We start from the raw sequence: 19,662 nt of genomic DNA, 5'->3' as shown, positions 1-19,662 counted from the left end.
GATGAATGAGATTGATAGTAGGAATGACGGGAGCAACGGGCGCGCCGCTGGGCGTGGCGCTGCTGCAGGCGCTGCGGGAAATGCCGGAGGTGGAGACGCATCTGGTGATGTCGAAGTGGGCAAAAACCACCATTGAGCTGGAAACGCCTTACACCGCGCAGGACGTTGCTGCCCTGGCTGACGTTGTCCACAGTCCGGCTGACCAGGCCGCCACCATCTCCTCCGGCTCGTTTCGCACCGACGGCATGATCGTCATTCCCTGCAGCATGAAAACGCTGGCGGGTATCCGCGCGGGCTACGCCGAAGGGCTGGTGGGACGTGCGGCGGACGTGGTGCTGAAAGAGGGGCGCAAGCTGGTGCTGGTTCCCCGTGAAACGCCGCTCAGCACCATTCATCTTGAGAACATGCTTGCCCTTTCCCGCATGGGCGTGGCGATGGTGCCGCCCATGCCTGCCTATTACAACCACCCGCAAACCGCTGATGACATTACCCAGCATATTGTGACCCGCGTGCTCGACCAGTTCGGTCTGGAGCATAAAAAGGCGCGCCGCTGGAACGGGCTGCGGGAGGCGAAACATTTTTCACAGGAGAATAAAGATGGCATTTGATGATTTGAGAAGCTTCCTGCAGGCGCTCGATGAGCAAGGGCAGCTGCTGAAAATTGAGGAAGAGGTAAACGCCGAGCCCGATCTGGCGGCGGCCGCCAACGCGACCGGCCGCATTGGCGACGGCGCGCCCGCGCTGTGGTTTGATAATATTCGTGGCTTTACCGATGCCCGCGTGGTGATGAACACCATCGGCTCCTGGCAGAACCACGCTATTTCGATGGGGCTTCCTGCGAACACCCCGGTAAAAAAACAGATCGACGAGTTTATCCGCCGCTGGGATAAATTCCCCGTCACACCGGAGCGCCGCGCCAACCCGGCCTGGGCGCAGAATACGGTGGACGGTGAAGACATTAACCTGTTCGATATCCTGCCGCTGTTTCGCCTGAACGACGGTGACGGCGGTTTTTATCTCGATAAAGCGTGCGTTGTCTCGCGCGATCCGCTCGACCCGGACCACTTCGGCAAGCAGAACGTCGGGATCTACCGCATGGAAGTGAAGGGCAAGCGCAAGCTCGGCCTCCAGCCGGTTCCGATGCACGATATCGCTCTGCATCTGCATAAAGCGGAAGAGCGCGGTGAAGACCTGCCGATTGCGATTACGCTGGGCAACGACCCTATCATCACCCTGATGGGCGCCACGCCGCTGAAATACGATCAGTCCGAGTATGAAATGGCCGGTGCGCTGCGCGAAAGCCCGTACCCGATTGCCACCGCGCCGCTGACCGGCTTTGATGTGCCCTGGGGTTCTGAAGTGATCCTGGAAGGGGTGATTGAGGGCCGCAAGCGTGAAATCGAAGGGCCGTTTGGCGAGTTTACCGGACACTATTCCGGTGGCCGTAACATGACGGTGGTCCGTATCGACAAAGTCTCTTACCGCACCAAACCGATTTTTGAGTCGCTCTACCTCGGCATGCCCTGGACCGAGATTGACTATCTGATGGGACCGGCTACCTGCGTGCCGCTCTACCAGCAGCTGAAAGCGGAATTCCCGGAAGTGCAGGCGGTGAACGCGATGTACACCCACGGTCTGCTGGCGATTATTTCCACCAAAAAACGCTACGGCGGTTTTGCCCGCGCGGTCGGTTTACGCGCCATGACCACGCCGCACGGTCTGGGCTACGTGAAGATGGTAATCATGGTGGATGAGGATGTCGATCCGTTCAACCTCCCACAGGTGATGTGGGCGCTGTCGTCAAAAGTGAACCCGGCAGGGGATCTGGTGCAGCTGCCGAACATGTCGGTCCTCGAGCTTGACCCTGGCTCCAGCCCGGCGGGCATTACCGACAAGCTGATTATCGATGCCACCACGCCGGTTGCACCGGACACCCGAGGCCACTACAGCCAGCCGGTACAGGATCTGCCTGAAACCAAAGCCTGGGCCGAAAAACTGACCGCAATGATGGCAGCACGCCAATAAGGAGGAAAAGATGATTTGTCCACGTTGTGCCGATGAGCATATTGAAGTGATGGCGACGTCGCCGGTAAAAGGGGTCTGGACCGTTTACCAGTGCCAGCATTGTTTGTATACCTGGCGCAATACTGAACCGCTGCGCCGTACCAGCCGCGAGCATTACCCGGAAGCGTTTCGCATGACGCAGAAGGATATTGACGAGGCACCGCAGGTGCCGACGATCCCGCCGCTGTTGTAAAAAAAGCCCGGTGGCGGCTTCGCCTTACCGGGCGATAATATCGTGCGGTCTTTTGCCCGGTGGCGCTGCGCTTACCGGGCCTACGGTTTTGTAGGTCGGGTAAGGCGAAGCCGCCACCCGACAAAACAGACCGCAGAAAACTAAACCAGACTCTTCAACCGATAAATCCACTCCAGCGCCTGACGCGGCGTCAGTGAATCCGGGTCGAGGTTCTCCAGTGCTTCCACCGCTGGCGACGTCTCTTCCGCAGGCACCAGCAGCGACATCTGGGTGCCATCAATCTGCGTCGCCGCCGCATTCGGTGACAGACTTTCCAGCTCACGCAGTTTTTGACGCGCGCGCTTGATCACGTCCTTCGGCACACCTGCCAGCGCCGCGACGGCCAGGCCATAGCTCTTGCTCGCCGCGCCATCCTGCACCGTGTGCATGAAGGCAATGGTATCGCCGTGCTCCAGCGCATCCAGATGAACGTTCGCAACCCCTTCCATTTTCTCCGGCAGCTGCGTCAGTTCGAAATAGTGGGTGGCGAACAGCGTCATGGCCTTGATTTTATTCGCGAGGCTTTCCGCACAGGCCCATGCCAGCGACAGACCATCATAGGTTGATGTTCCGCGTCCGACTTCGTCCATCAGCACCAGGCTATGCTCCGTCGCGTTATGCAGAATGTTTGCCGTTTCGGTCATCTCGACCATGAAGGTTGAGCGACCGCTCGCCAGATCGTCCGCTGCCCCGACGCGGGTAAAGATGCGGTCGATTGGGCCAATCTCCACGTTTTGCGCCGGGACGTAGCTGCCGATATACGCGAGCAGCGCAATCAGCGCCGTCTGCCGCATATAGGTACTCTTACCGCCCATGTTCGGACCGGTAATGATCAGCATTCTTCTCTGCGGTGACAGGCTCAGCGGGTTAGCGATGAACGGTTCGTTCAGCACCTGCTCTACCACCGGGTGACGGCCTTCTGTGATACGAATGCCGGGCTTGTCGGTAAAGGTTGGGCAGGTATAGTTCAGCGTTTCAGCGCGTTCTGCCAGATTCACCAGCACGTCCAGCTCCGCCAGCGCGCTGGCGCTCAGTTGCAGGTCGGCCAGGTGCGGCATCAGCATGTCGAACAGCTCGTCATAAAGCTGTTTTTCCAGCGCCAGCGCCTTACCTTTCGAGGTGAGGACTTTGTCTTCGTACTCTTTCAGTTCAGGAATGATGTAGCGTTCGGCGTTTTTCAACGTCTGGCGACGCACGTAGTGAATCGGCGCCAGGTGGCTCTGCCCGCGGCTGATCTGAATATAGTAACCGTGTACCGCGTTATACCCCACTTTCAGGGTGTCGAGCCCGAGACGTTCGCGCTCGCGGATTTCCAGCTTGTCGAGGTAGTCCGTCGCACCGTCGGCCAGCGCGCGCCATTCGTCCAGCTCTTCGTTGTAGCCTGGGGCAATCACGCCGCCATCACGCACCAGAACCGGAGGCGCATCGATAATGGCGCGCTCCAGCAGTTCGCGAAGCTCGGTAAACTCGCCCATGGTTTCGCGGAGTTTCTGCACCGGTGCGCTGTCAACGTCACTCAGCTGCGCACGCAGTTCCGGCAGCTGCTGGAAAGCATGACGCATCCGCGCGAGGTCGCGTGGTCGAGCTGTTCGCAGTGCCAGACGAGCAAGGATACGCTCCAGATCGCCCACCTGGCGCAGGACCGGCTGCAGCTCGGTATAGCGATCCTGCAGCGCAGCAATCGTCTGCTGACGGCAAACCAGCGTATCGGTATCGCGGATCGGCATATGCAGCCAGCGTTTCAGCATGCGGCTGCCCATTGGCGTCACCGTACTGTCGAGGACGGACGCGAGCGTATTTTCTACGCCACCCGCCAGGTTCTGCGTGATCTCCAGGTTACGGCGCGTGGCGGCATCCATGATGATGCTGTCCTGCTGGCGCTCCATGGTGATTGAGCGGATATGCGGCAGGGAGGTGCGCTGGGTATCTTTTACATACTGCAGGAGACACCCTGCCGCACACAGCCCGCGCGGGGCATTTTCAACGCCAAAGCCAATCAGATCGCGGGTGCCAAACTGCAGATTCAGCTGCTGGCGCGCGGTATCAATTTCGAATTCCCACAGCGGACGACGACGCAACCCGCGGCGACCTTCAATCAGCGCCATCTCGGCGAAATCTTCGGCATAGAGCAATTCTGCCGGGTTGGTGCGCTGCAGTTCGGCTGCCATCGTTTCACGGTCAGCCGGTTCACTCAGACGAAAACGTCCGGAGCTGATATCCAGCGTCGCGTAGCCAAAGCCTTTACCGTCCTGCCACAGCGCTGCCAGCAGGTTATCCTGGCGCTCCTGTAACAGGGCTTCATCACTGATGGTGCCAGGCGTGACGATGCGCACGACTTTGCGTTCCACCGGGCCTTTTGAGGTCGCCGGATCGCCGATCTGTTCGCAGATGGCGACGGACTCACCCTGATTCACCAGCTTCGCCAGGTAGTTTTCTACCGCGTGGTGCGGGATACCTGCCATAGGGATGGGTTCGCCTGCCGATGCGCCACGTTTGGTCAGCGAGATGTCGAGCAGCTGCGATGCACGCTTAGCATCGTCATAAAACAGCTCGTAAAAATCACCCATACGGTAAAACAGCAGGATTTCCGGATGCTGTGCTTTCAGCTTCAGATACTGCTGCATCATCGGCGTATGTGCGTCGAAATTGTCGATTGTGCTCATGGAGTTATGATGTCCATTTCTTTGAAAATAAACCGTTTTGATCGGCTCAGTGGCCGTTTGTTCCTTCTATTGTCGCATGAAAAAAAGGTCCGGCGCAGAAAAATGTCGTGGCTTTACGAGGCGCCTTCCGACATTAATTCGATGACAATTTTTCCATGCTCTACGCCCACTCTGACTCTGGAATGGGTCGTAAACCCCGCCTTTTCAAGCCAGTCACCTTTTAAGCTCAGCGCCGCATGCACGCTGTAGCGCTTCGGTATCTTGGTATTGCGGTCTTCATGGCGCTTTCTAAAATATCCCACTTTTAAATGGCGATAGGGTTTGCCGATCGTGAGCTCTTGCATAGGGTCTCCAGACAACACTGACAAAGGTTATTTCTGATGCCTGTATAAAATACCAGTGATTGTCGGCCGGTGTAGGGCTAAAACTGGAATCAGGCTTCAGGAAACGAAATGCAACCGCTGAAATCCAGTGGTGAAAGGTGTATTATTAATGCACTTTATTATTCGGTAAGCCGTTATGTCCGGTAAACGTATCTCACGAGAAAAAGAGACCATCGCGAAAATGATCGCGTTGTATGAAAAGCAGTGCCCACAGGCATCTCAGGAGGAAGGGCATTATCAGGCGCTCAACGCGTATGCCGATAAGCGCCTGGATAAGTGCGTTTTCGGTGAGGACAAGCCTGCCTGCAAGCAGTGTCCGGTACACTGCTACCAGCCTGCCAGACGTGAAGAGATGAAACAGGTTATGCGCTGGGCGGGTCCGCGTATGTTATGGCGTCACCCCATCCTGACTATTCGTCATCTGATTGATGACCGTCGCCCTGTACCGGAACTGCCGGAGAAGTACCGTCCGAAAAAAGAGGTCCTCGCCAAAGGCGGTAACAGAGAACTACCGCCAGGCGAAACAGATTAAACCAGGCTCTCTTTATCAATCCCGAGACGCTTCATGCGCGACAGCAGGGTGGTGCGTTTTAACCCCAGCCGCTGGGCGGCACCTTTTGGTCCGGCGACCACGCCGTTGGTCTCTTTCAGCACGCGCATAATGAGCTGATATTCATCTTCTCCCTCTTTTGCGGTCTCGGCGGCGGGCGCGGTTACGTCAGGAAGCGTAACCTCAGGCAGGGAGAGTTGCAGCACGTTACCGCGCGTCAGCAGCACCGCGCGCTCAATGACGTTTTCCAGCTCGCGCACGTTGCCCGGCCATTCCATCGATGAAAGGGTACGCAACGTCTCGGCAGGAATACTGTCGATGTTTCGCCCCATCCGGCGCGCGATCTTCGCGGTAAAGGCTTTGACCAGCAGGGGGATATCCTCCGGGCGTTCGCGCAGCGGCGGCAGGAAGATCGGGAAGACGTTCAGGCGATAGTAAAGGTCGCTGCGAAACTCGCGGTCGGCGACCATTTTTTTCAGGTCACGGTTGGTCGCGGCAATCAGCCGCACGTCGGTCTGGATAAGCTTGTTGCTGCCAAGGCGCTCAAACTCTTGCTCCTGCAGGACGCGCAGCAGTTTCGGCTGTAGCTCCAGCGGCATATCGCCCACTTCGTCGAGGAACAGCGAGCTTTTGTCCGCCAGCTCAAAACGGCCCAGCCGCTGGCTGCTGGCCCCGGTGAATGCGCCGCGCTCGTGGCCGAACAGATCGCTTTCCAGCAGTCCCGCAGGCATCGCGGCGCAGTTCATCTTCACCATCCGGCGGCTATTGCGGTTGCTCAGGTTGTGGATGGCGCGGGCAATCAGCTCTTTACCCGTCCCGGTTTCGCCGAGGATCAGCACCGTGCTGTCGCTTTGCGCCACCATCTCAACCTGCTTAAGCACGCTGTACATGGCATCGCTGCGCCCGATGATTTCACCAAACTCGCTGTCCACGTTGTTGAGCTGTTCGGTCAGGGCCAGGTTCTCATCCACCAGCCGCTCTTTCAGGCGATGGATCTCCTGATAGGCGAGGGCGTTATCCAGGGCAATAGAGATACGCTCGGCGATCTGGCGCAGCAGCTTCAGGTTGGCGGTGGTGAACACGCCTTCCTCGCACTGCGCCAGCTTCAGCACGCCCAGCATGGTGTTGCCGGACATCAGCGGCAGCAGGCACAGGGTCTGAATTTTATTGCCCCAGGTGTTGAACAGCATTCGCTCGTACGGCGCGACCGGGTCCTGCTCGTTCAGATTGAGCAGAAGGATCTCTTTGCTTTTGAAGACCCGTTCAGAAAGGGTGCCCGCTTCATCCACTTCGCTCTGCTCGTGCGCCGGGTTGGCTTCATCGAGATAATGCGTGGAGTAGATGTTCAGCTTGCCCTTGCGATGGCCGCGAAGCGCAATGCTGATAGCGTCGATTTTGAAATAGTGGTGGATCTCTTTCGAGACTTCGCTGACCAGCTCATCCATGTCGAGCCGTGACAGCACGGCGTTGGTGATGGCGACCAGAATGCGGAAGTTGTCGCGCTCGCGGCTCAGCAGGTCGTAATCGACATTATTGGTGACGCGGCTTTGGATCTGCTCAGCCACCACGGCCACAATCTGGGTAAAGGTGTGCAGGCGCTCGTACTCCGCCTCGCTCCAGGGCTGGTCGGTGGTGCGGATAAACTCGCATCCGCCAAAAATCTGGCCCTCTGCCGCCAGCGGCAACATGCAGTAATGCCCGAAAGGCTGATAGAGGTTGCTTTCCGCCAGCCTCGGCCACGCCTGGCGGAATTCCGCAAAGCTGCAGTGCAGCACTTCAGGACGGGAGAGGATGCGGCGCACCGGGCCATGCGCCAGATACGTTTCGTCTTCGTATTCAAACGTTTTGCCATTATCACGCGTTGAGTAGTAGCTCGCGCGGTGCGTTCCGCTATGCCAGAGCACAATCGCGGCGCTGTCCGCCAGCGCCGATTGCCTGACCAGCCGCGTCAGGGCATCGCTCAGCGCACCGAGGTCGGGCTGCTGTAAAAGTGTGCGCGTGATGTCAAACAGGCCCTGCTGTCCAAGATCGCTCATCGGTGTATACGGCATATTGCTTTCCAATAGAAACTGGCAAAAAAAGAGACATTCCGTGCTGACCGCTTTTGGCGCGGTTCTAGCAAATACGGGGTAAGGGTTCCGCGTGCGGCAGATCAAGCGTCCGCTTCACGCCATAAAGCCCGGTCAGGCGCACCCCTTTGCGCTCAACCACTTCACCAATCATCGCAGCCTCTTTCCCTGACGGATGAGCCCGCAGCTGTTCAAGAACGGCTTCCGCGGCCGCGCGTTCAACGCCAATCACCAGTTTGCCTTCGTTGGCGAAGTTAAGCGGGTCAAGGCCCAGCAGCTCGCAAAGGCCGCGAACGGCAGGCTTAACGGGCAGGCTGCGCTCGGTGAGTTCAATCCCGTACCCGCAGCTTGCCGCAAACTCATGGACTACGGCATTCACGCCGCCTCGCGTGGCGTCCCGCAGGGCTTTCACGCCGGGCACGGCACGCAGCGTCTGAATCAGCGGGGTGAGCACCGCACAGTCGCTGCGCAGCTCCCCGTCCAGCCCCAGACCTTCGCGCAGGTTAAGGATGGTCGCCCCGTGGCAGCCCAGCGTTCCGGTCACGATCAGCACGTCGCCTACGCTAAGCCGCTGCGCGCCCCAGTGAATATCGGCGGGGATCGCCCCCATGCCGGCAGTGTTGATAAACAGCTTGTCGGCCGCGCCGCGCTGCACCACTTTGGTATCGCCGGTGACGATCGCTATCCCCGCCTCGCGCGCGGTCTGCGCCATGCTGTTGACCACCGTCGTGAGCGTCTCCATCGGTAATCCCTCTTCGAGGATAAACCCGCAGGAGAGGTAGCGCGGAACGGCACCGCTGACCGCCACGTCGTTCGCCGTGCCGCAGACGGCGAGCTTGCCGATATCCCCACCGGGGAAGAACAGCGGATCGATCACGTAGCTGTCGGTGGAGAAGGCCAGCCTGTCGCCCTGGGCGGTGAGGGTGGCGAGGTCAATGCGCGCCTGGTCTTCCTGTTCAGCGAGCCAGGGGTTGTTAAAGGTCGCCATAAACAGCCGGTTAATCAGCTGCTGCATCGCCAGCCCGCCGCTGCCGTGCGCCATTTCAACCGTATTCATGCTTCACTCTCCTGGTTGCGATACTGATACCACGCGGCACACGCCCCTTCGGAGGAGACCATCAGCGCGCCAAACGCCGTTTGCGGGTTACAGGTATTGCCAAATAACGGGCATTGATGAGGTTTGCATTTACCGGTGAGCACGTCGCCGCAGCGGGCCCGGGGATCGTCGCAAACCTGCTGCGGCTGCGGGCGGAAATGCGCTTCGGCGTCGAACGCACGATAGGCTGACGTCAGGTGCACGCCGGATTCGGCAATCAGCCCCAGACCACGCCATTCGCTGTCGCCTTCGACGCTAAACACGTCGGCTATCGCCTGCTGCGCCCGTTTATTTCCCGCATCCGGCACCACGCGGCGGTACTGGTTTTCCACTGCACTCAGGGCCGCTATTTTCTGCTCAACCAGCATGGTCACACCTTGCAGTAGATCAAGTGGTTCGAAACCAGCGACCACTAACGGACGATTGTACTGTTCAGCGATAAAACCGTAGGCGTCTGTGCCAATCACCATGCTGACATGCCCCGGTGCCAGAAAGGCGTCTATCCCGTTTCCCGGCTCTTCCAGCAGGCTGCGCAGCGTGGGAATGAGCGTAATGTGCTGGCAGAAAAAGAAAAAGTTATCGAGCTTACGCGCTTTCGCCTGCTGCAGCGTGATGGCGGTGGCGGGCATGGTGGTTTCAAACCCCAGGCCAAAAAACACCACCTTGCGCGCGGGGTTATTCTCTGCCAGCGTCAGGGCATCCATCGGCGAATAGACGATCCGGATGTCGGCTCCGCGCGCTTTTGCCTGCAGCAGCGAGCCGTTTTTCCCCGGCACGCGCATCGCGTCGCCAAAGGTGCAGAAAATGACGTCGGGCTGGCTGGCAATTTCAATACAGCTGTCGATGCGCCCCATCGGCAGCACGCACACCGGGCAGCCGGGGCCGTGGATAAACTCGATGTTCTCCGGCAGCAGCTGGTCGAGGCCAAATTTGAAGATGGCGTGCGTGTGTCCGCCGCACACCTCCATGATCCGCAGCGGTTTTTCCGCCGTGTAGTCCAGCAGCGCCGCGCGCGTTTTCAGGTGCCCGATAAGCTGCAGCACCTGCTCCGGCGCGCGGTATTCATCAACGTAACGCATGATTAACGCTCCTCGCCGTACAGCAGCGCGCCCACGTCCGGCTCTAGGTCGAACATGTTTTGCAATGCATCCAGCGTGTCGCGGGCTTCCGCTTCGTTAATCACGCTCATGGCAAACCCCACGTGGACCAGCACCCACTGGCCGAGACGCGAGGCGCCCGTTTCATCGCTGCTGCCCACCAGCGTCAGGTCTACGTCGCGCAGGATGCCGCAGACCTCGACTTTGGCCTGAATACCGTCGATGGCGTAAATTTGCCCTGGTACGCCTATGCACATCGTTCGTTCTCCAGCCACTGTAGCCAGCCGTCCATGCCGTCGCCGCGCGTGGCGGAGACCAGCAGGATCTCAATCTCCGGATTCACTTCACGGGCATACGCCAGGCACTTATCCACGTCGAAATTCAGGTACGGCAGCAGGTCAACTTTGTTCAGCAGCATGATGGACGCGGCGGCAAACATATGCGGGTACTTCAGCGGCTTGTCTTCGCCTTCGGTCACCGAAAGCACCGCCACCTTGTGTCGTTCGCCAAGATCGAAGCTCGCCGGGCAGACCAGGTTGCCGACGTTTTCAATAAACAGAATGCCGTTATCCGCCAGCGGCAGGCGCGGGGCCGCATCGGCAATCATCTGCGCATCCAGGTGGCAGCCTTTGCCGGTATTGACCTGAATCGCCGGGGTGCCGGTTTCGCGAATGCGCGCCGCGTCGTTAACGGTTTGCTGATCGCCTTCGATCACCGCGCAGGAGACGCGTCCGTTCAGGCGCTTGAGCGTTTCCGTGAGCAGCGTGGTTTTGCCGGAGCCGGGGCTGGAGACCAGGTTCAGCACCAGCTGTTTGCGGGTGGCAAAGCGCGCGCGGTTGCGGGCGGCGATCTGGTTATTTTTGTCCAGCACGTTGATTTCCACCTCCAGCATCTGGCGCTGGCTGATGCCCGGCGCGTGGGTCCCCGCCTCCCCGTGGCCGTAGTGCAGGTCGCCCGCCTCGGAGCGCTGCGGAGCGAAGGTGATACCGGTCAGTGCCGCAGAAGGGCGTGGGGTAGGTGAAAAGGGCGCGGAGCGAAACGCGGAATGGGGGTGATGTTCATCCCCTTCTATATACAGGTTGCCTTCGGCGCAACCGCAGGTGCTACACATACTTTACTCCTTCTCGATTTCGAGGCGTTGGATCTGCATGCCGTCATCCGCCACGATGCGAAGACCGGTGCTCTGACACTGCGGACAGCGCTGAACCTTCGATGACAGCAGGGTGACGTACTGCTGGCACTGCTCGCACCAGCACTCCGCCTGCTGCTCTTCAATATGGAGCTCGCAGCCTTCCGCCAGCGTGCCGCGACACACCAGCTCAAAGCAGAAATGCAGGGCGCTGGTCTCGACGCAGGAAAACGCCCCGACCTTCAGCCAGACGCCGGTGACGCGCTTCGCGTGGTTTTGCACTGCCTGCTGTTCGATAAGTTCCAGAGCCCGCTGGCAGAGGGTGATTTCGTGCATGACGCCTCCTCAATGAATTGCGCCATTGAATGCAATAACGGTGCCAGCTTGATTTTTGTTAAGGCGTGACGATGTCAACGCTGTCGAAATGACACGTCGACACCGCGGCGTTGACAGCGCTTTTGCAATAAAACCCATTTAAAATCATTAAGATAAAAACTGGCATGGAATCTGCTTAACAGCCGCTATCTCCACTAAACGGATACCTTCTATGACTATTTGGGAAATCAGCGAAAAAGCGGATTACATCGCGCAGCGTCATCAGCAGCTGCAGGACCAGTGGCACCTCTACTGCAACTCTCTGGTTCAGGGCATAACCCTCTCGAAAGCACGTCTTCACCACGCGATGAGCTGCGCGGCGCAGGGCGACATGCGCTTCGTCCTGTTCGGCCATTTCACCATCAACGTTACCCTGGCGGACAACTTCAACAGCCACACCATTGAGTACCACCTCGAGACAAAAGACGGCGAAAAACAGTGTATTGCGAAGGCGCAGCTGATGGCTGACGGCATGGTGGACGGCCACGTCAGCAACCGCGATCGCCAGCAGGTGCTGGAGCACTATCTGGAAAAAATCGCGCCGGTCTATAACGGCCTGTACGCCGCCGTTGAGCACGATCTTCCGGTCAACCTGAAGCAGCTGATGGACGGAAATGCCTCAGCGAACGTGGCCTGACCCTTGCGTGTCGAGAAGTGTCGACAAGACAGTTTTTCGTCAAAAATGACTATCACCAGAGGATAACCCGGTGAACCGTTTTGTAATTGCTGACTCGACGGTCTGTATTGGCTGTCGAACCTGTGAGGCGGCGTGTTCGGAAACGCATCGCCTGCATGGGCTGCAGTCCATGCCGCGCCTGCACGTCATGCGTAATGAAAAAGAGTCTGCCCCGCAGCTCTGCCATCACTGTGAAGACGCCCCCTGCGCGGGCGTCTGCCCCGTGAATGCCATCACCCGCGTTGATGGCGCTGTCCAGCTGAACGAAAGCCTGTGCGTAAGCTGCAAGCTGTGCGGCATTGCCTGCCCGTTCGGCGCGATTGAATTTTCCGGCAGCCGTCCGCTGCACATTCCGGCGAACGCCAACTCGCCAAAAGCCCCGCCCGCGCCACCGGCTCCGGCACGCGTAAGCACGCTGCTGGACTGGGTGCCCGGCATCCGTGCCGTTGCGGTGAAATGCGACCTGTGCAGCTTCGATGAGCAGGGCCCGGCCTGCGTGCGCACCTGCCCGACTAAGGCATTGATTCTGGTTAACATTCGCGACATTGCCCGTACCAGCAAGCGTAAACGCGAGCTGACCATCAACAGTGATTTTGGCGACCTATCTCTGCTACAGGCGCTTAACGAGGGGGCGAAATGAACGCGGCGATGATGATTACCAGCGCGGTAGCCTGTTTTACTGCCGCCGCTGTTCTGGCGCTGATCTTCTCATTCCATAAAATCCTCAGCGGCGCGATAGCCGGGATCGGCGGGGCGGTCGCTAGCCTGATGACGCTGGCAGCAGGCGGCGTTGTCCTGCTCGGCGGCCAGTCCGCAGAGACCGTAATGCCGCTGATTCGCCACACCGTGGAGATCACGCCCCTGAACGCCATCTGGCTGGTGACCTTTGGCCTGTGCGGGGTGTTTATCAGCCTGTTCAATATCGACTGGCACCGTCACCCCAACACCAAAGCCAACGGCCTGCTGGTTAACCTGCTGATGGCGACGGCGGTCTGCACCGTTATCGCCAGCAACCTCGGCGCGCTGGTGGTGATGGCGGAAATCATGGCGCTGTGCGGGGTGTTCCTGACGGGCTGCAGCGCCTCCGGCAAGCTGTGGTTTGCGCTGGGACGCCTCGGCACGCTGCTGCTGGCGCTGGCCTGCTGGCTGGTGTGGCAACGCTTTGGCACGCTGGACTTCGCTGCGCTCAACGGCCATCCGCTGGGGAACGACGTCTGGCTGCTGGGCGTGCTCGGCTTTGGCCTGCTCGCCGGCATCATCCCGCTGCACGGCTGGGTGCCGCAGGCGCATGCGAATGCCTCCGCGCCCGCCGCCGCGCTGTTTTCTGTGGTGGTGATGAAAGTGGGGCTGTTCGGGATTCTGGCGATTACGCTGACCGGCGGACAGCCGCCGCTGTGGTGGGGCGTTGTGCTGCTGGTCGCCGGAATGATTACCGCATTCGTCGGCGGCCTGTACGCGCTGATGGAGCACAACATCCAGCGCCTGCTGGCGTACCACACGCTGGAAAACATCGGCATCATCCTGCTCGGCATTGGCGCGGGTGTCGCCGGGCTGGCGCTCAATCATCCGGCGCTGATTGCCGCCGGATTTATCGGTGGCCTGTATCACCTCGTCAACCACAGCCTGTTTAAAAGCACCCTGTTCCTCGGGGCGGGCAGCGTCTGGTTCCGCACCGGTCATCGGGATATCGAAAAGCTGGGCGGGATTGGCAAAAAGATGCCGGTGATTTCACTGGCGATGCTGGTCGGGCTGATGGCAATGGCCGCCCTGCCGCCGCTGAACGGCTTTGCCGGGGAGTGGGTGATCTATCAGTCCTTCTTCGCGCTCGGTCAGAGCGATCTCTTTATCGCGCGCCTGCTCGGCCCGCTGCTGGCGGTCGGGCTGGCGATTACCGGGGCGCTGGCGGTGATGTGCATGGCGAAAGTCTATGGCGTCACCTTCCTCGGCGCGCCGCGCACCCGCGAAGCTGAAAACGCCTGCTGCGCACCGTTGTTGATGGGCGTGAGCGTAGTCGCGCTGGCGCTGTGCTGCATCGCGGGCGGCGTCGCCGCGCCGTGGCTGCTGCCGCTGCTGGGCAACGCCATTCCGCTGCCGCTGACCGTGGCGAATACCACCGTCTCTCAGCCGATGATCGCGCTGCTGCTGATTGGCGCACCGCTGCTGCCGCTCGTGCTGATGCTGTTCTTCAAACGCGACAGGCTCACCTCCCGCGCGCGCGGTGCGGCGTGGGCCTGCGGCTACGAACACGAACAGTCGATGGTCATCACCGCCCACGGTTTCGCCATGCCGGTGAAGGAGAACTTCGCCGCCGTGCTGAAGCTGCGCCACTGGCTCAACCCGGTGGGCTGGGTACCCGGCTGGCAGAGTGCCGCCGCGCCCGTGCTGTTCCGCCGTCTGGCGGTCATCGAGCTGGCGGTGCTGGTGGTCATTGTGATTTCACGAGGAGCCTGACATGAGTCTGTTACTGGCAATTCTTCAGGCGCTGGTGCTGTTCGCCGCTGCGCCGCTGCTGTCGGGCATCACGCGCGTGGCGCGCGCCCGGATGCACAACCGTCGCGGTCCTGGCGTGCTTCAGGAGTACCGCGATCTCTTTAAACTGCTCTCCCGTCAGAGCGTCGCGCCGGACGCCGCAGGCTGGGTCTTCCGCCTGACGCCGTTTGTGATGGTGGGCGTCATGCTGACCATCGCCACCGCGCTGCCGGTGGTCACTGTGGGATCGCCGCTGCCCGTGCTTGGCGATCTGATCACGCTTATCTACCTCTTTGCCATCGCCCGCTTCTTCTTTGCAATTGCGGGCCTGGACACCGGGAGCCCGTTTACCGGCATCGGCGCCAGCCGCGAGGCGATGCTCGGCGTGCTGGTTGAGCCGATCCTGCTGCTGGGGCTGTGGGTCGCCGCGCAGGTGGCGGGTTCCACCCACATCAGCTTTATCACCCACACCGTTTACCACTGGCCGGTGGCGCGCTCGATCCCGCTGGTGCTGGCGCTCTGCGCCTGCGCGTTCGCCACGTTTATTGAGATGGGCAAACTGCCGTTCGATCTGGCTGAAGCCGAGCAGGAGCTGCAGGAAGGGCCGCTTACCGAGTACAGCGGCTACGGCTTCGCGGTGCTGAAGTGGGGCATCAGCCTCAAACAGCTGGTGGTGCTGCAGATGTTTGTCGGCGTCTTCTTCCCGTGGGGGCAGATGACGCATTTCTCCGCAGGCGGTCTGGCGCTGGCCGTCGTGATTGCCGCCCTCAAGCTGCTGGTCGGCGTGCTGGTGATTGCCCTGTTTGAAAACAGCATGGCGCGCCTGCGTTTTGTGGAAACGTCACGCATCACCTGGGCCGGTTTTGGTTTTGCATTTTTAGCGTTCGTCTCCTTGCTGGTGGCGTGATTAAAGAGAGTATTTATGTCTGAAGAAAAGAAAGGTCAGCAGTATCTCGCCGCGTTGCATCAGGCTTTCCCCGGCGTGGTGCTGGAGGAGTCCTGGCAAACCAAAGACCAGATAACCGTCACCATTAAGGTGAACTACCTGCCGGAAGTGGTGGAATTTCTCTATTACCAGCAGGGCGGCTGGCTGTCGGTGCTCTTCGGCAACGACGAGCGCCAGCTGTGCGGCAACTATGCGGTGTACTACGTGATGTCGATGGAGCAGGGCGAAAAGTGCTGGCTCACCGTGCGCGTCGAAGTCGACCCGAACAAGCCGGAATACCCGTCCGTCACGCCGCGCGTGCCTGCCGCGGTCTGGGGCGAGCGCGAAGTGCGCGACATGTACGGCCTGGTGCCGGTCGGCCTGCCGGACGAACGCCGCCTGGTGCTGCCGGACGACTGGCCGGACGAACTCTATCCGCTGCGCAAAGACAGCATGGACTACCGCCAGCGCCCGGCGCCGACCACCGACAGCGAAACCTACGAATTCATCAACGAGCTGGGCAGCAAGAAGAACAACGTGGTGCCGATCGGCCCGCTGCACGTCACCTCCGACGAACCGGGCCACTTCCGCCTGTTCGTCGACGGCGAGAACATCATCGACGCCGACTACCGCCTGTTCTACGTCCACCGCGGCATGGAAAAGCTGGCGGAAACCCGCATGGGCTACAACGAAGTGACGTTCCTCTCTGACCGCGTGTGCGGCATCTGCGGCTTCGCCCACAGCACCGCCTACACCACTTCGGTGGAGAACGGCATGGGGATCGTGGTACCGGAGCGCGCGCAGATGATCCGCGCCATTCTGCTGGAGGTGGAACGCCTGCACTCGCATCTGCTGAACCTCGGCCTGGCCTGCCACTTTGTCGGCTTTGACTCCGGGTTTATGCAGTTCTTCCGCGTGCGTGAGGCGTCGATGAAGATGGCGGAGATCCTCACCGGGGCGCGTAAAACCTACGGCCTGAACCTGATCGGCGGGATCCGCCGCGACCTGCTGAAGGACGACATGATCCAGACCCGTCAGCTGGCGCAGCAGATGCGCCGCGACGTGCAGGAGCTGGTGGACATGCTGCTTAGCACGCCAAACATCGAGCAGCGCACCGTCGGCATCGGCCGCCTTGACCCGGAGATCGCCCGCGACTTCAGCAACGTCGGCCCGATGGTGCGCGCCAGCGGCCACGCCCGCGACACGCGTGCCGATCACCCGTTCGTCGGCTACGGCCTGCTGCCGATGACTGTGCACAGCGAGCAGGGCTGCGACGTCATTTCGCGCCTTAAGGTGCGCATCAACGAGGTGTTTACCGCCCTGAACATGATCGACTTCGGCCTCGATAACCTGCCGGGCGGCCCGCTGATGGTGGAGGGCTTCACCTACATCCCAAACCGCTTTGCACTCGGCTTTGCCGAAGCGCCGCGCGGGGACGACATTCACTGGAGCATGACCGGCGACAACCAGAAGCTTTACCGCTGGCGCTGCCGCGCGGCCACCTACGCCAACTGGCCAACCCTGCGCTATATGCTGCGCGGCAACACGGTTTCCGATGCGCCGCTGATCATCGGCAGCCTCGACCCGTGCTACTCCTGCACCGACCGCATGACCGTCGTGGACGTGCGCAAGAAGAAAAGCCAGGTGGTGCCGTACAAAGAGCTTGAGCGCTACAGCATCGAGCGTAAAAACTCGCCGCTGAAATAAGGACTCGCCATGTTTACCTTTATCAAAAAAGTGATCAAAACGGGCACGCAGACCAGCCGCTATCCGCTGGAGCCGATGCCGGTGGATAAAAACTTTCGCGGCAAGCCGGAGCACAATCCGCAGCAGTGCATCGGCTGCGCGGCCTGCGTCAACGCCTGCCCGTCGAACGCCTTAACGGTCGAAACGGATCTCAAAACCGGCGAGCTGGCCTGGCAGTTTAACCTCGGGCGCTGCATCTTCTGCGGCCGCTGCGAGGAGGTCTGCCCGACGGTCGCCATTCGCCTGTCGCAGGAATACGAGCTGGCGGTGTGGAAGAAAGAGGATTTTCTGCAGCAGTCGCGCTTTGACCTGTGCAGCTGCCGCGTCTGCAGACGCCCGTTCGCCGTGCAGAAAGAGATCGACTACGCCATCGCGCTGCTGCAGCACAACGGCGACGCCCGCGCGGAGCATCACCGTGAAAGCTTTGAAACCTGCCCGGAGTGCAAGCGTCAGAAGTGCCTGCTGCCGTCCGACCGTATTGATATCACCCGCCATATGAGAGAGGCCAGCTGATGGAAAACCTACTGGGCCCGCGCGACGCTAACGGCATTCCTGTGCCGATGACGGTGGACGAATCCATCGCCAGCATGAAGGCGTCGCTGCTGAAAAAAATCAAACGCTCGGCCTACGTCTACCGCGTGGACTGCGGCGGCTGCAACGGCTGCGAGATCGAGATCTTCGCCACGCTGTCGCCGCTGTTTGACGCCGAGCGCTTCGGCATCAAGGTGGTGCCGTCCCCGCGCCATGCGGATATTCTGCTGTTTACCGGGGCCGTCACCCGCGCCATGCGCTCGCCCGCACTGCGCGCCTGGCAGTCCGCGCCGGACCCGAAAATCTGCATCTCGTACGGTGCCTGCGGCAACAGCGGCGGCATCTTCCACGATCTTTACTGCGTCTGGGGCGGCACCGACAAAATCGTGCCGGTGGACGTCTACATCCCCGGCTGCCCGCCGACGCCCGCCGCGACGCTGTACGGTTTTGCCATGGCGCTCGGCCTGCTGGAGCAGAAAATCCACGCGCGCGAGCCGGGCGAGCTGGACAACCAGCCTGCCGCCATTCTGCACCCGGACATGGTGCAGCCGCTGCGGGTGAAGGTCGACCGCACGGCGCGGAAACTGGCGGGCTATCGCTATGGCCGCCAGATTGCCGACGATTATCTGCGCCTGCTGAGCCAGGGCGACCATCAGGTGGCGCGCTGGCTGGAGGCGGAAAACGATCCGCGTCTCAATGAGATCGTGGCAAACCTGAACAGCATCGTGGATGAGGCGCGTATCCGATGAGTGAAACGGTGGTGTTCAGCCAGCTGAGCCGTAAGTTTATTGATGAGAACGATGCCACGCCGGATGCGGCGCAGCAGGTGGTCTATTACAGCCTGGCGATTGGGCACCACCTCGGGGTGATCGACTGCCTGGAGGCGGCGCTGAGCTGCCCGTGGCCCGAGTACCTGGCGTGGATCGCCACGCTGGAGGAGGGCAGCACGGCGCGGCGCAAGATGGAGGGCGTGCCGAAGTACGGCGAGATCGTCATCGACGCCAACCACATTGCGATGCTCGCCAACGCCTTCGACGCGGCGCTGAGCAGGCAAACCCCCGAGCAGCAGGCGTGGAGCAAAACGCTGCTTAGCATGCTGCACGATATTCATCAGGAGAGCGCCATCTACCTGATGGTGAGGAGATTACGTGACTGACGTTTTACTGTGTGTCGGCAACAGCATGATGGGCGACGACGGCGCGGGCCCGCTGCTGGCAGAGATGTGCGCCGCGAACCCGCAGGGCAGCTGGGTGGTTATCGACGGCGGCAGCGCGCCGGAAAACGACGTGGTCGCCATTCGCGAACTGCGCCCGGACAGGCTGTTAATCGTCGATGCCACCGATATGGGGCTCAACCCCGGCGAGATCCGCCTGATTGACCCGGACGACATCGCCGAGATGTTTATGATGACGACGCACAATATGCCGCTGAACTACCTGGTCGATCAGATTAAAGACGACGTGGGCGAGGTGCTGTTTCTGGGCATTCAGCCTGACATCGTCGGGTTCTATTACCCGATGACGCCGCCGGTGAAAGAGGCGGTGGAGGTGGTTTATTCACGGCTGGCCGGATGGGTTGGGGACGGGAATTTCTCCCGGCTCTGAACAGCGCCCGGTGGCGCTACGCTTACCGGGCCTACCAAACCCATCTCCCTCTC

The 19,662-nt window shown here is 60.5% G+C and carries 21 protein-coding genes; 13 read left to right on the top strand and 8 right to left on the bottom strand.

Annotated features, from left to right (window positions below):
- The first annotated feature begins 5 nt into the window (after window positions 1-5).
- The 3 genes from KIF87_RS10050 to KIF87_RS10040 are packed head-to-tail and all read left to right on the top strand — an operon-like array spanning window position 6 to window position 2,257.
- On the top strand, window positions 6-608 hold the full coding sequence (locus KIF87_RS10050) for a non-oxidative hydroxyarylic acid decarboxylases subunit B (RefSeq protein ID WP_008499595.1): 603 nt from the start codon (window positions 6-8) through the stop codon (window positions 606-608).
- Complete coding sequence (locus KIF87_RS10045) at window positions 598-2,025, top strand: non-oxidative hydroxyarylic acid decarboxylases subunit C (RefSeq protein ID WP_213328646.1); 1,428 nt, start codon at window positions 598-600, stop codon at window positions 2,023-2,025. Before KIF87_RS10050 ends, KIF87_RS10045 begins: the two co-directional genes overlap by 11 nt.
- Before the next feature lie 10 nt (window positions 2,026-2,035).
- Complete coding sequence (locus tag KIF87_RS10040) at window positions 2,036-2,257, top strand: non-oxidative hydroxyarylic acid decarboxylases subunit D (RefSeq protein ID WP_033146398.1); 222 nt, start codon at window positions 2,036-2,038, stop codon at window positions 2,255-2,257.
- A gap of 140 nt (window positions 2,258-2,397) precedes the next feature.
- On the opposite strand, the gene mutS is transcribed toward KIF87_RS10040, so the two are convergent.
- Both mutS and KIF87_RS10030 read right to left on the bottom strand, forming a co-directional pair.
- Entirely contained in the window at window positions 2,398-4,959 is a 2,562-nt protein-coding gene (mutS, locus tag KIF87_RS10035; RefSeq protein WP_213328645.1) for a DNA mismatch repair protein MutS, read from the bottom strand.
- Between the two features lie 113 nt (window positions 4,960-5,072).
- A complete protein-coding gene (locus KIF87_RS10030; RefSeq protein ID WP_213328644.1) occupies window positions 5,073-5,303 on the bottom strand; it encodes a SymE family type I addiction module toxin in 231 nt (76 codons plus the stop codon).
- Window positions 5,304-5,478: 175 nt separating this feature from the next.
- Between KIF87_RS10030 and KIF87_RS10025 the strand changes: the two genes are divergently transcribed.
- The gene (locus tag KIF87_RS10025) at window positions 5,479-5,874 is read left to right on the top strand and encodes a nitrous oxide-stimulated promoter family protein (protein WP_213328643.1); all 396 of its coding nucleotides are present in this window, start codon (window positions 5,479-5,481) and stop codon (window positions 5,872-5,874) included.
- Here the strand turns inward: KIF87_RS10025 and flhA are convergent.
- The 6 genes from flhA to hypA all read right to left on the bottom strand — a co-directional run bounded on the left by flhA (window position 5,871) and on the right by hypA (window position 11,619).
- Entirely contained in the window at window positions 5,871-7,943 is a 2,073-nt protein-coding gene (gene flhA, locus KIF87_RS10020; RefSeq protein WP_198886234.1) for a formate hydrogenlyase transcriptional activator FlhA, read from the bottom strand. The two genes, KIF87_RS10025 and flhA, sit on opposite strands and share 4 nt — an antisense overlap.
- Before the next feature lie 64 nt (window positions 7,944-8,007).
- Window positions 8,008-9,018 carry a hydrogenase expression/formation protein HypE gene (hypE, locus tag KIF87_RS10015; protein ID WP_213328642.1) on the bottom strand — a complete coding sequence of 337 codons (1,011 nt, stop codon included), beginning with the start codon at window positions 9,016-9,018 and terminating at the stop codon, window positions 8,008-8,010.
- Window positions 9,015-10,136: a hydrogenase formation protein HypD gene (gene hypD / locus KIF87_RS10010; protein WP_213328641.1), complete on the bottom strand. Its 1,122-nt coding sequence runs from the start codon at window positions 10,134-10,136 to the stop codon at window positions 9,015-9,017. The genes hypE and hypD overlap by 4 nt, the downstream gene beginning before the upstream one ends.
- Before the next feature lie 2 nt (window positions 10,137-10,138).
- On the bottom strand, window positions 10,139-10,411 hold the full coding sequence (locus KIF87_RS10005; RefSeq protein WP_213328640.1) for a HypC/HybG/HupF family hydrogenase formation chaperone: 273 nt from the start codon (window positions 10,409-10,411) through the stop codon (window positions 10,139-10,141).
- Window positions 10,402-11,265 carry a hydrogenase nickel incorporation protein HypB gene (gene hypB, locus KIF87_RS10000; RefSeq protein WP_213328639.1) on the bottom strand — a complete coding sequence of 288 codons (864 nt, stop codon included), beginning with the start codon at window positions 11,263-11,265 and terminating at the stop codon, window positions 10,402-10,404. The genes KIF87_RS10005 and hypB overlap by 10 nt, the downstream gene beginning before the upstream one ends.
- 3 nt (window positions 11,266-11,268) lie before the next feature.
- Window positions 11,269-11,619, bottom strand: a complete 351-nt coding sequence (gene hypA, locus KIF87_RS09995; RefSeq protein WP_048979273.1) for a hydrogenase maturation nickel metallochaperone HypA — start codon at window positions 11,617-11,619, stop codon at window positions 11,269-11,271.
- Between the two features lie 211 nt (window positions 11,620-11,830).
- On the opposite strand from hypA, the gene hycA reads away from it, so the two are divergent.
- The 9 genes from hycA (at window position 11,831) to hycI (ending at window position 19,609) form a co-directional block, all read left to right on the top strand.
- On the top strand, window positions 11,831-12,295 hold the full coding sequence (hycA, locus tag KIF87_RS09990; RefSeq protein ID WP_029739532.1) for a formate hydrogenlyase regulator HycA: 465 nt from the start codon (window positions 11,831-11,833) through the stop codon (window positions 12,293-12,295).
- A 70-nt stretch (window positions 12,296-12,365) separates the two neighbouring features.
- Entirely contained in the window at window positions 12,366-12,974 is a 609-nt protein-coding gene (locus KIF87_RS09985) for a 4Fe-4S dicluster domain-containing protein (RefSeq protein WP_023308971.1), read from the top strand.
- Window positions 12,971-14,785 carry a formate hydrogenlyase subunit 3 gene (hycC, locus tag KIF87_RS09980; protein ID WP_213328638.1) on the top strand — a complete coding sequence of 605 codons (1,815 nt, stop codon included), beginning with the start codon at window positions 12,971-12,973 and terminating at the stop codon, window positions 14,783-14,785. Before KIF87_RS09985 ends, hycC begins: the two co-directional genes overlap by 4 nt.
- Before the next feature lies 1 nt (window position 14,786).
- Window positions 14,787-15,710 (top strand): respiratory chain complex I subunit 1 family protein, encoded by a 924-nt coding sequence (locus KIF87_RS09975; protein WP_213328637.1) that lies wholly within the window; start codon window positions 14,787-14,789, stop codon window positions 15,708-15,710.
- A 15-nt stretch (window positions 15,711-15,725) separates the two neighbouring features.
- Window positions 15,726-17,435: a formate hydrogenlyase subunit HycE gene (gene hycE / locus KIF87_RS09970; RefSeq protein ID WP_014885003.1), complete on the top strand. Its 1,710-nt coding sequence runs from the start codon at window positions 15,726-15,728 to the stop codon at window positions 17,433-17,435.
- Window positions 17,436-17,444: 9 nt separating this feature from the next.
- Window positions 17,445-17,987 (top strand): formate hydrogenlyase complex iron-sulfur subunit, encoded by a 543-nt coding sequence (locus KIF87_RS09965; RefSeq protein WP_047059951.1) that lies wholly within the window; start codon window positions 17,445-17,447, stop codon window positions 17,985-17,987.
- On the top strand, window positions 17,987-18,754 hold the full coding sequence (locus tag KIF87_RS09960; RefSeq protein WP_023295327.1) for an NADH-quinone oxidoreductase subunit B family protein: 768 nt from the start codon (window positions 17,987-17,989) through the stop codon (window positions 18,752-18,754). Before KIF87_RS09965 ends, KIF87_RS09960 begins: the two co-directional genes overlap by 1 nt.
- Entirely contained in the window at window positions 18,751-19,161 is a 411-nt protein-coding gene (locus KIF87_RS09955) for a formate hydrogenlyase maturation HycH family protein (protein WP_042717145.1), read from the top strand. The genes KIF87_RS09960 and KIF87_RS09955 overlap by 4 nt, the downstream gene beginning before the upstream one ends.
- Entirely contained in the window at window positions 19,154-19,609 is a 456-nt protein-coding gene (gene hycI / locus KIF87_RS09950; protein WP_213328636.1) for a hydrogenase maturation peptidase HycI, read from the top strand. The genes KIF87_RS09955 and hycI overlap by 8 nt, the downstream gene beginning before the upstream one ends.
- Window positions 19,610-19,662: the final 53 nt, after the last annotated feature.

Origin of the sequence: Enterobacter sp. 120016 (assembly GCF_018383635.1) — a bacterium.
In the GTDB taxonomy this organism is placed as follows: Bacteria; Pseudomonadota; Gammaproteobacteria; order Enterobacterales; family Enterobacteriaceae; genus Enterobacter; species Enterobacter asburiae_D.
This window is presented reverse-complemented; position numbering and strand designations above follow the sequence as displayed.

What these genes read in the sequence shown, in the direction of transcription:
- KIF87_RS10040 (WP_033146398.1), top strand. Translation starts at nt 2,036, where the DNA reads ATGATTTGTCCACGTTGTGCCGATGAGCATATTGAAGTGATGGCGACG.
- mutS (WP_213328645.1), bottom strand. Translation starts at nt 4,959, where the DNA reads ATGAGCACAATCGACAATTTCGACGCACATACGCCGATGATGCAGCAG.
- KIF87_RS09960 (WP_023295327.1), top strand. Translation starts at nt 17,987, where the DNA reads ATGGAAAACCTACTGGGCCCGCGCGACGCTAACGGCATTCCTGTGCCG.
- hypD (WP_213328641.1), bottom strand. Translation starts at nt 10,136, where the DNA reads ATGCGTTACGTTGATGAATACCGCGCGCCGGAGCAGGTGCTGCAGCTT.
- KIF87_RS10025 (WP_213328643.1), top strand. Translation starts at nt 5,479, where the DNA reads ATGTCCGGTAAACGTATCTCACGAGAAAAAGAGACCATCGCGAAAATG.
- hypA (WP_048979273.1), bottom strand. Translation starts at nt 11,619, where the DNA reads ATGCACGAAATCACCCTCTGCCAGCGGGCTCTGGAACTTATCGAACAG.
- KIF87_RS10030 (WP_213328644.1), bottom strand. Translation starts at nt 5,303, where the DNA reads ATGCAAGAGCTCACGATCGGCAAACCCTATCGCCATTTAAAAGTGGGA.
- KIF87_RS10050 (WP_008499595.1), top strand. Translation starts at nt 6, where the DNA reads ATGAGATTGATAGTAGGAATGACGGGAGCAACGGGCGCGCCGCTGGGC.
- flhA (WP_198886234.1), bottom strand. Translation starts at nt 7,943, where the DNA reads ATGCCGTATACACCGATGAGCGATCTTGGACAGCAGGGCCTGTTTGAC.
- KIF87_RS10045 (WP_213328646.1), top strand. Translation starts at nt 598, where the DNA reads ATGGCATTTGATGATTTGAGAAGCTTCCTGCAGGCGCTCGATGAGCAA.
- KIF87_RS09965 (WP_047059951.1), top strand. Translation starts at nt 17,445, where the DNA reads ATGTTTACCTTTATCAAAAAAGTGATCAAAACGGGCACGCAGACCAGC.
- KIF87_RS09975 (WP_213328637.1), top strand. Translation starts at nt 14,787, where the DNA reads ATGAGTCTGTTACTGGCAATTCTTCAGGCGCTGGTGCTGTTCGCCGCT.
- KIF87_RS10005 (WP_213328640.1), bottom strand. Translation starts at nt 10,411, where the DNA reads ATGTGCATAGGCGTACCAGGGCAAATTTACGCCATCGACGGTATTCAG.
- hycE (WP_014885003.1), top strand. Translation starts at nt 15,726, where the DNA reads ATGTCTGAAGAAAAGAAAGGTCAGCAGTATCTCGCCGCGTTGCATCAG.
- hycC (WP_213328638.1), top strand. Translation starts at nt 12,971, where the DNA reads ATGAACGCGGCGATGATGATTACCAGCGCGGTAGCCTGTTTTACTGCC.
- hypE (WP_213328642.1), bottom strand. Translation starts at nt 9,018, where the DNA reads ATGAATACGGTTGAAATGGCGCACGGCAGCGGCGGGCTGGCGATGCAG.
- hypB (WP_213328639.1), bottom strand. Translation starts at nt 11,265, where the DNA reads ATGTGTAGCACCTGCGGTTGCGCCGAAGGCAACCTGTATATAGAAGGG.
- KIF87_RS09955 (WP_042717145.1), top strand. Translation starts at nt 18,751, where the DNA reads ATGAGTGAAACGGTGGTGTTCAGCCAGCTGAGCCGTAAGTTTATTGAT.
- hycA (WP_029739532.1), top strand. Translation starts at nt 11,831, where the DNA reads ATGACTATTTGGGAAATCAGCGAAAAAGCGGATTACATCGCGCAGCGT.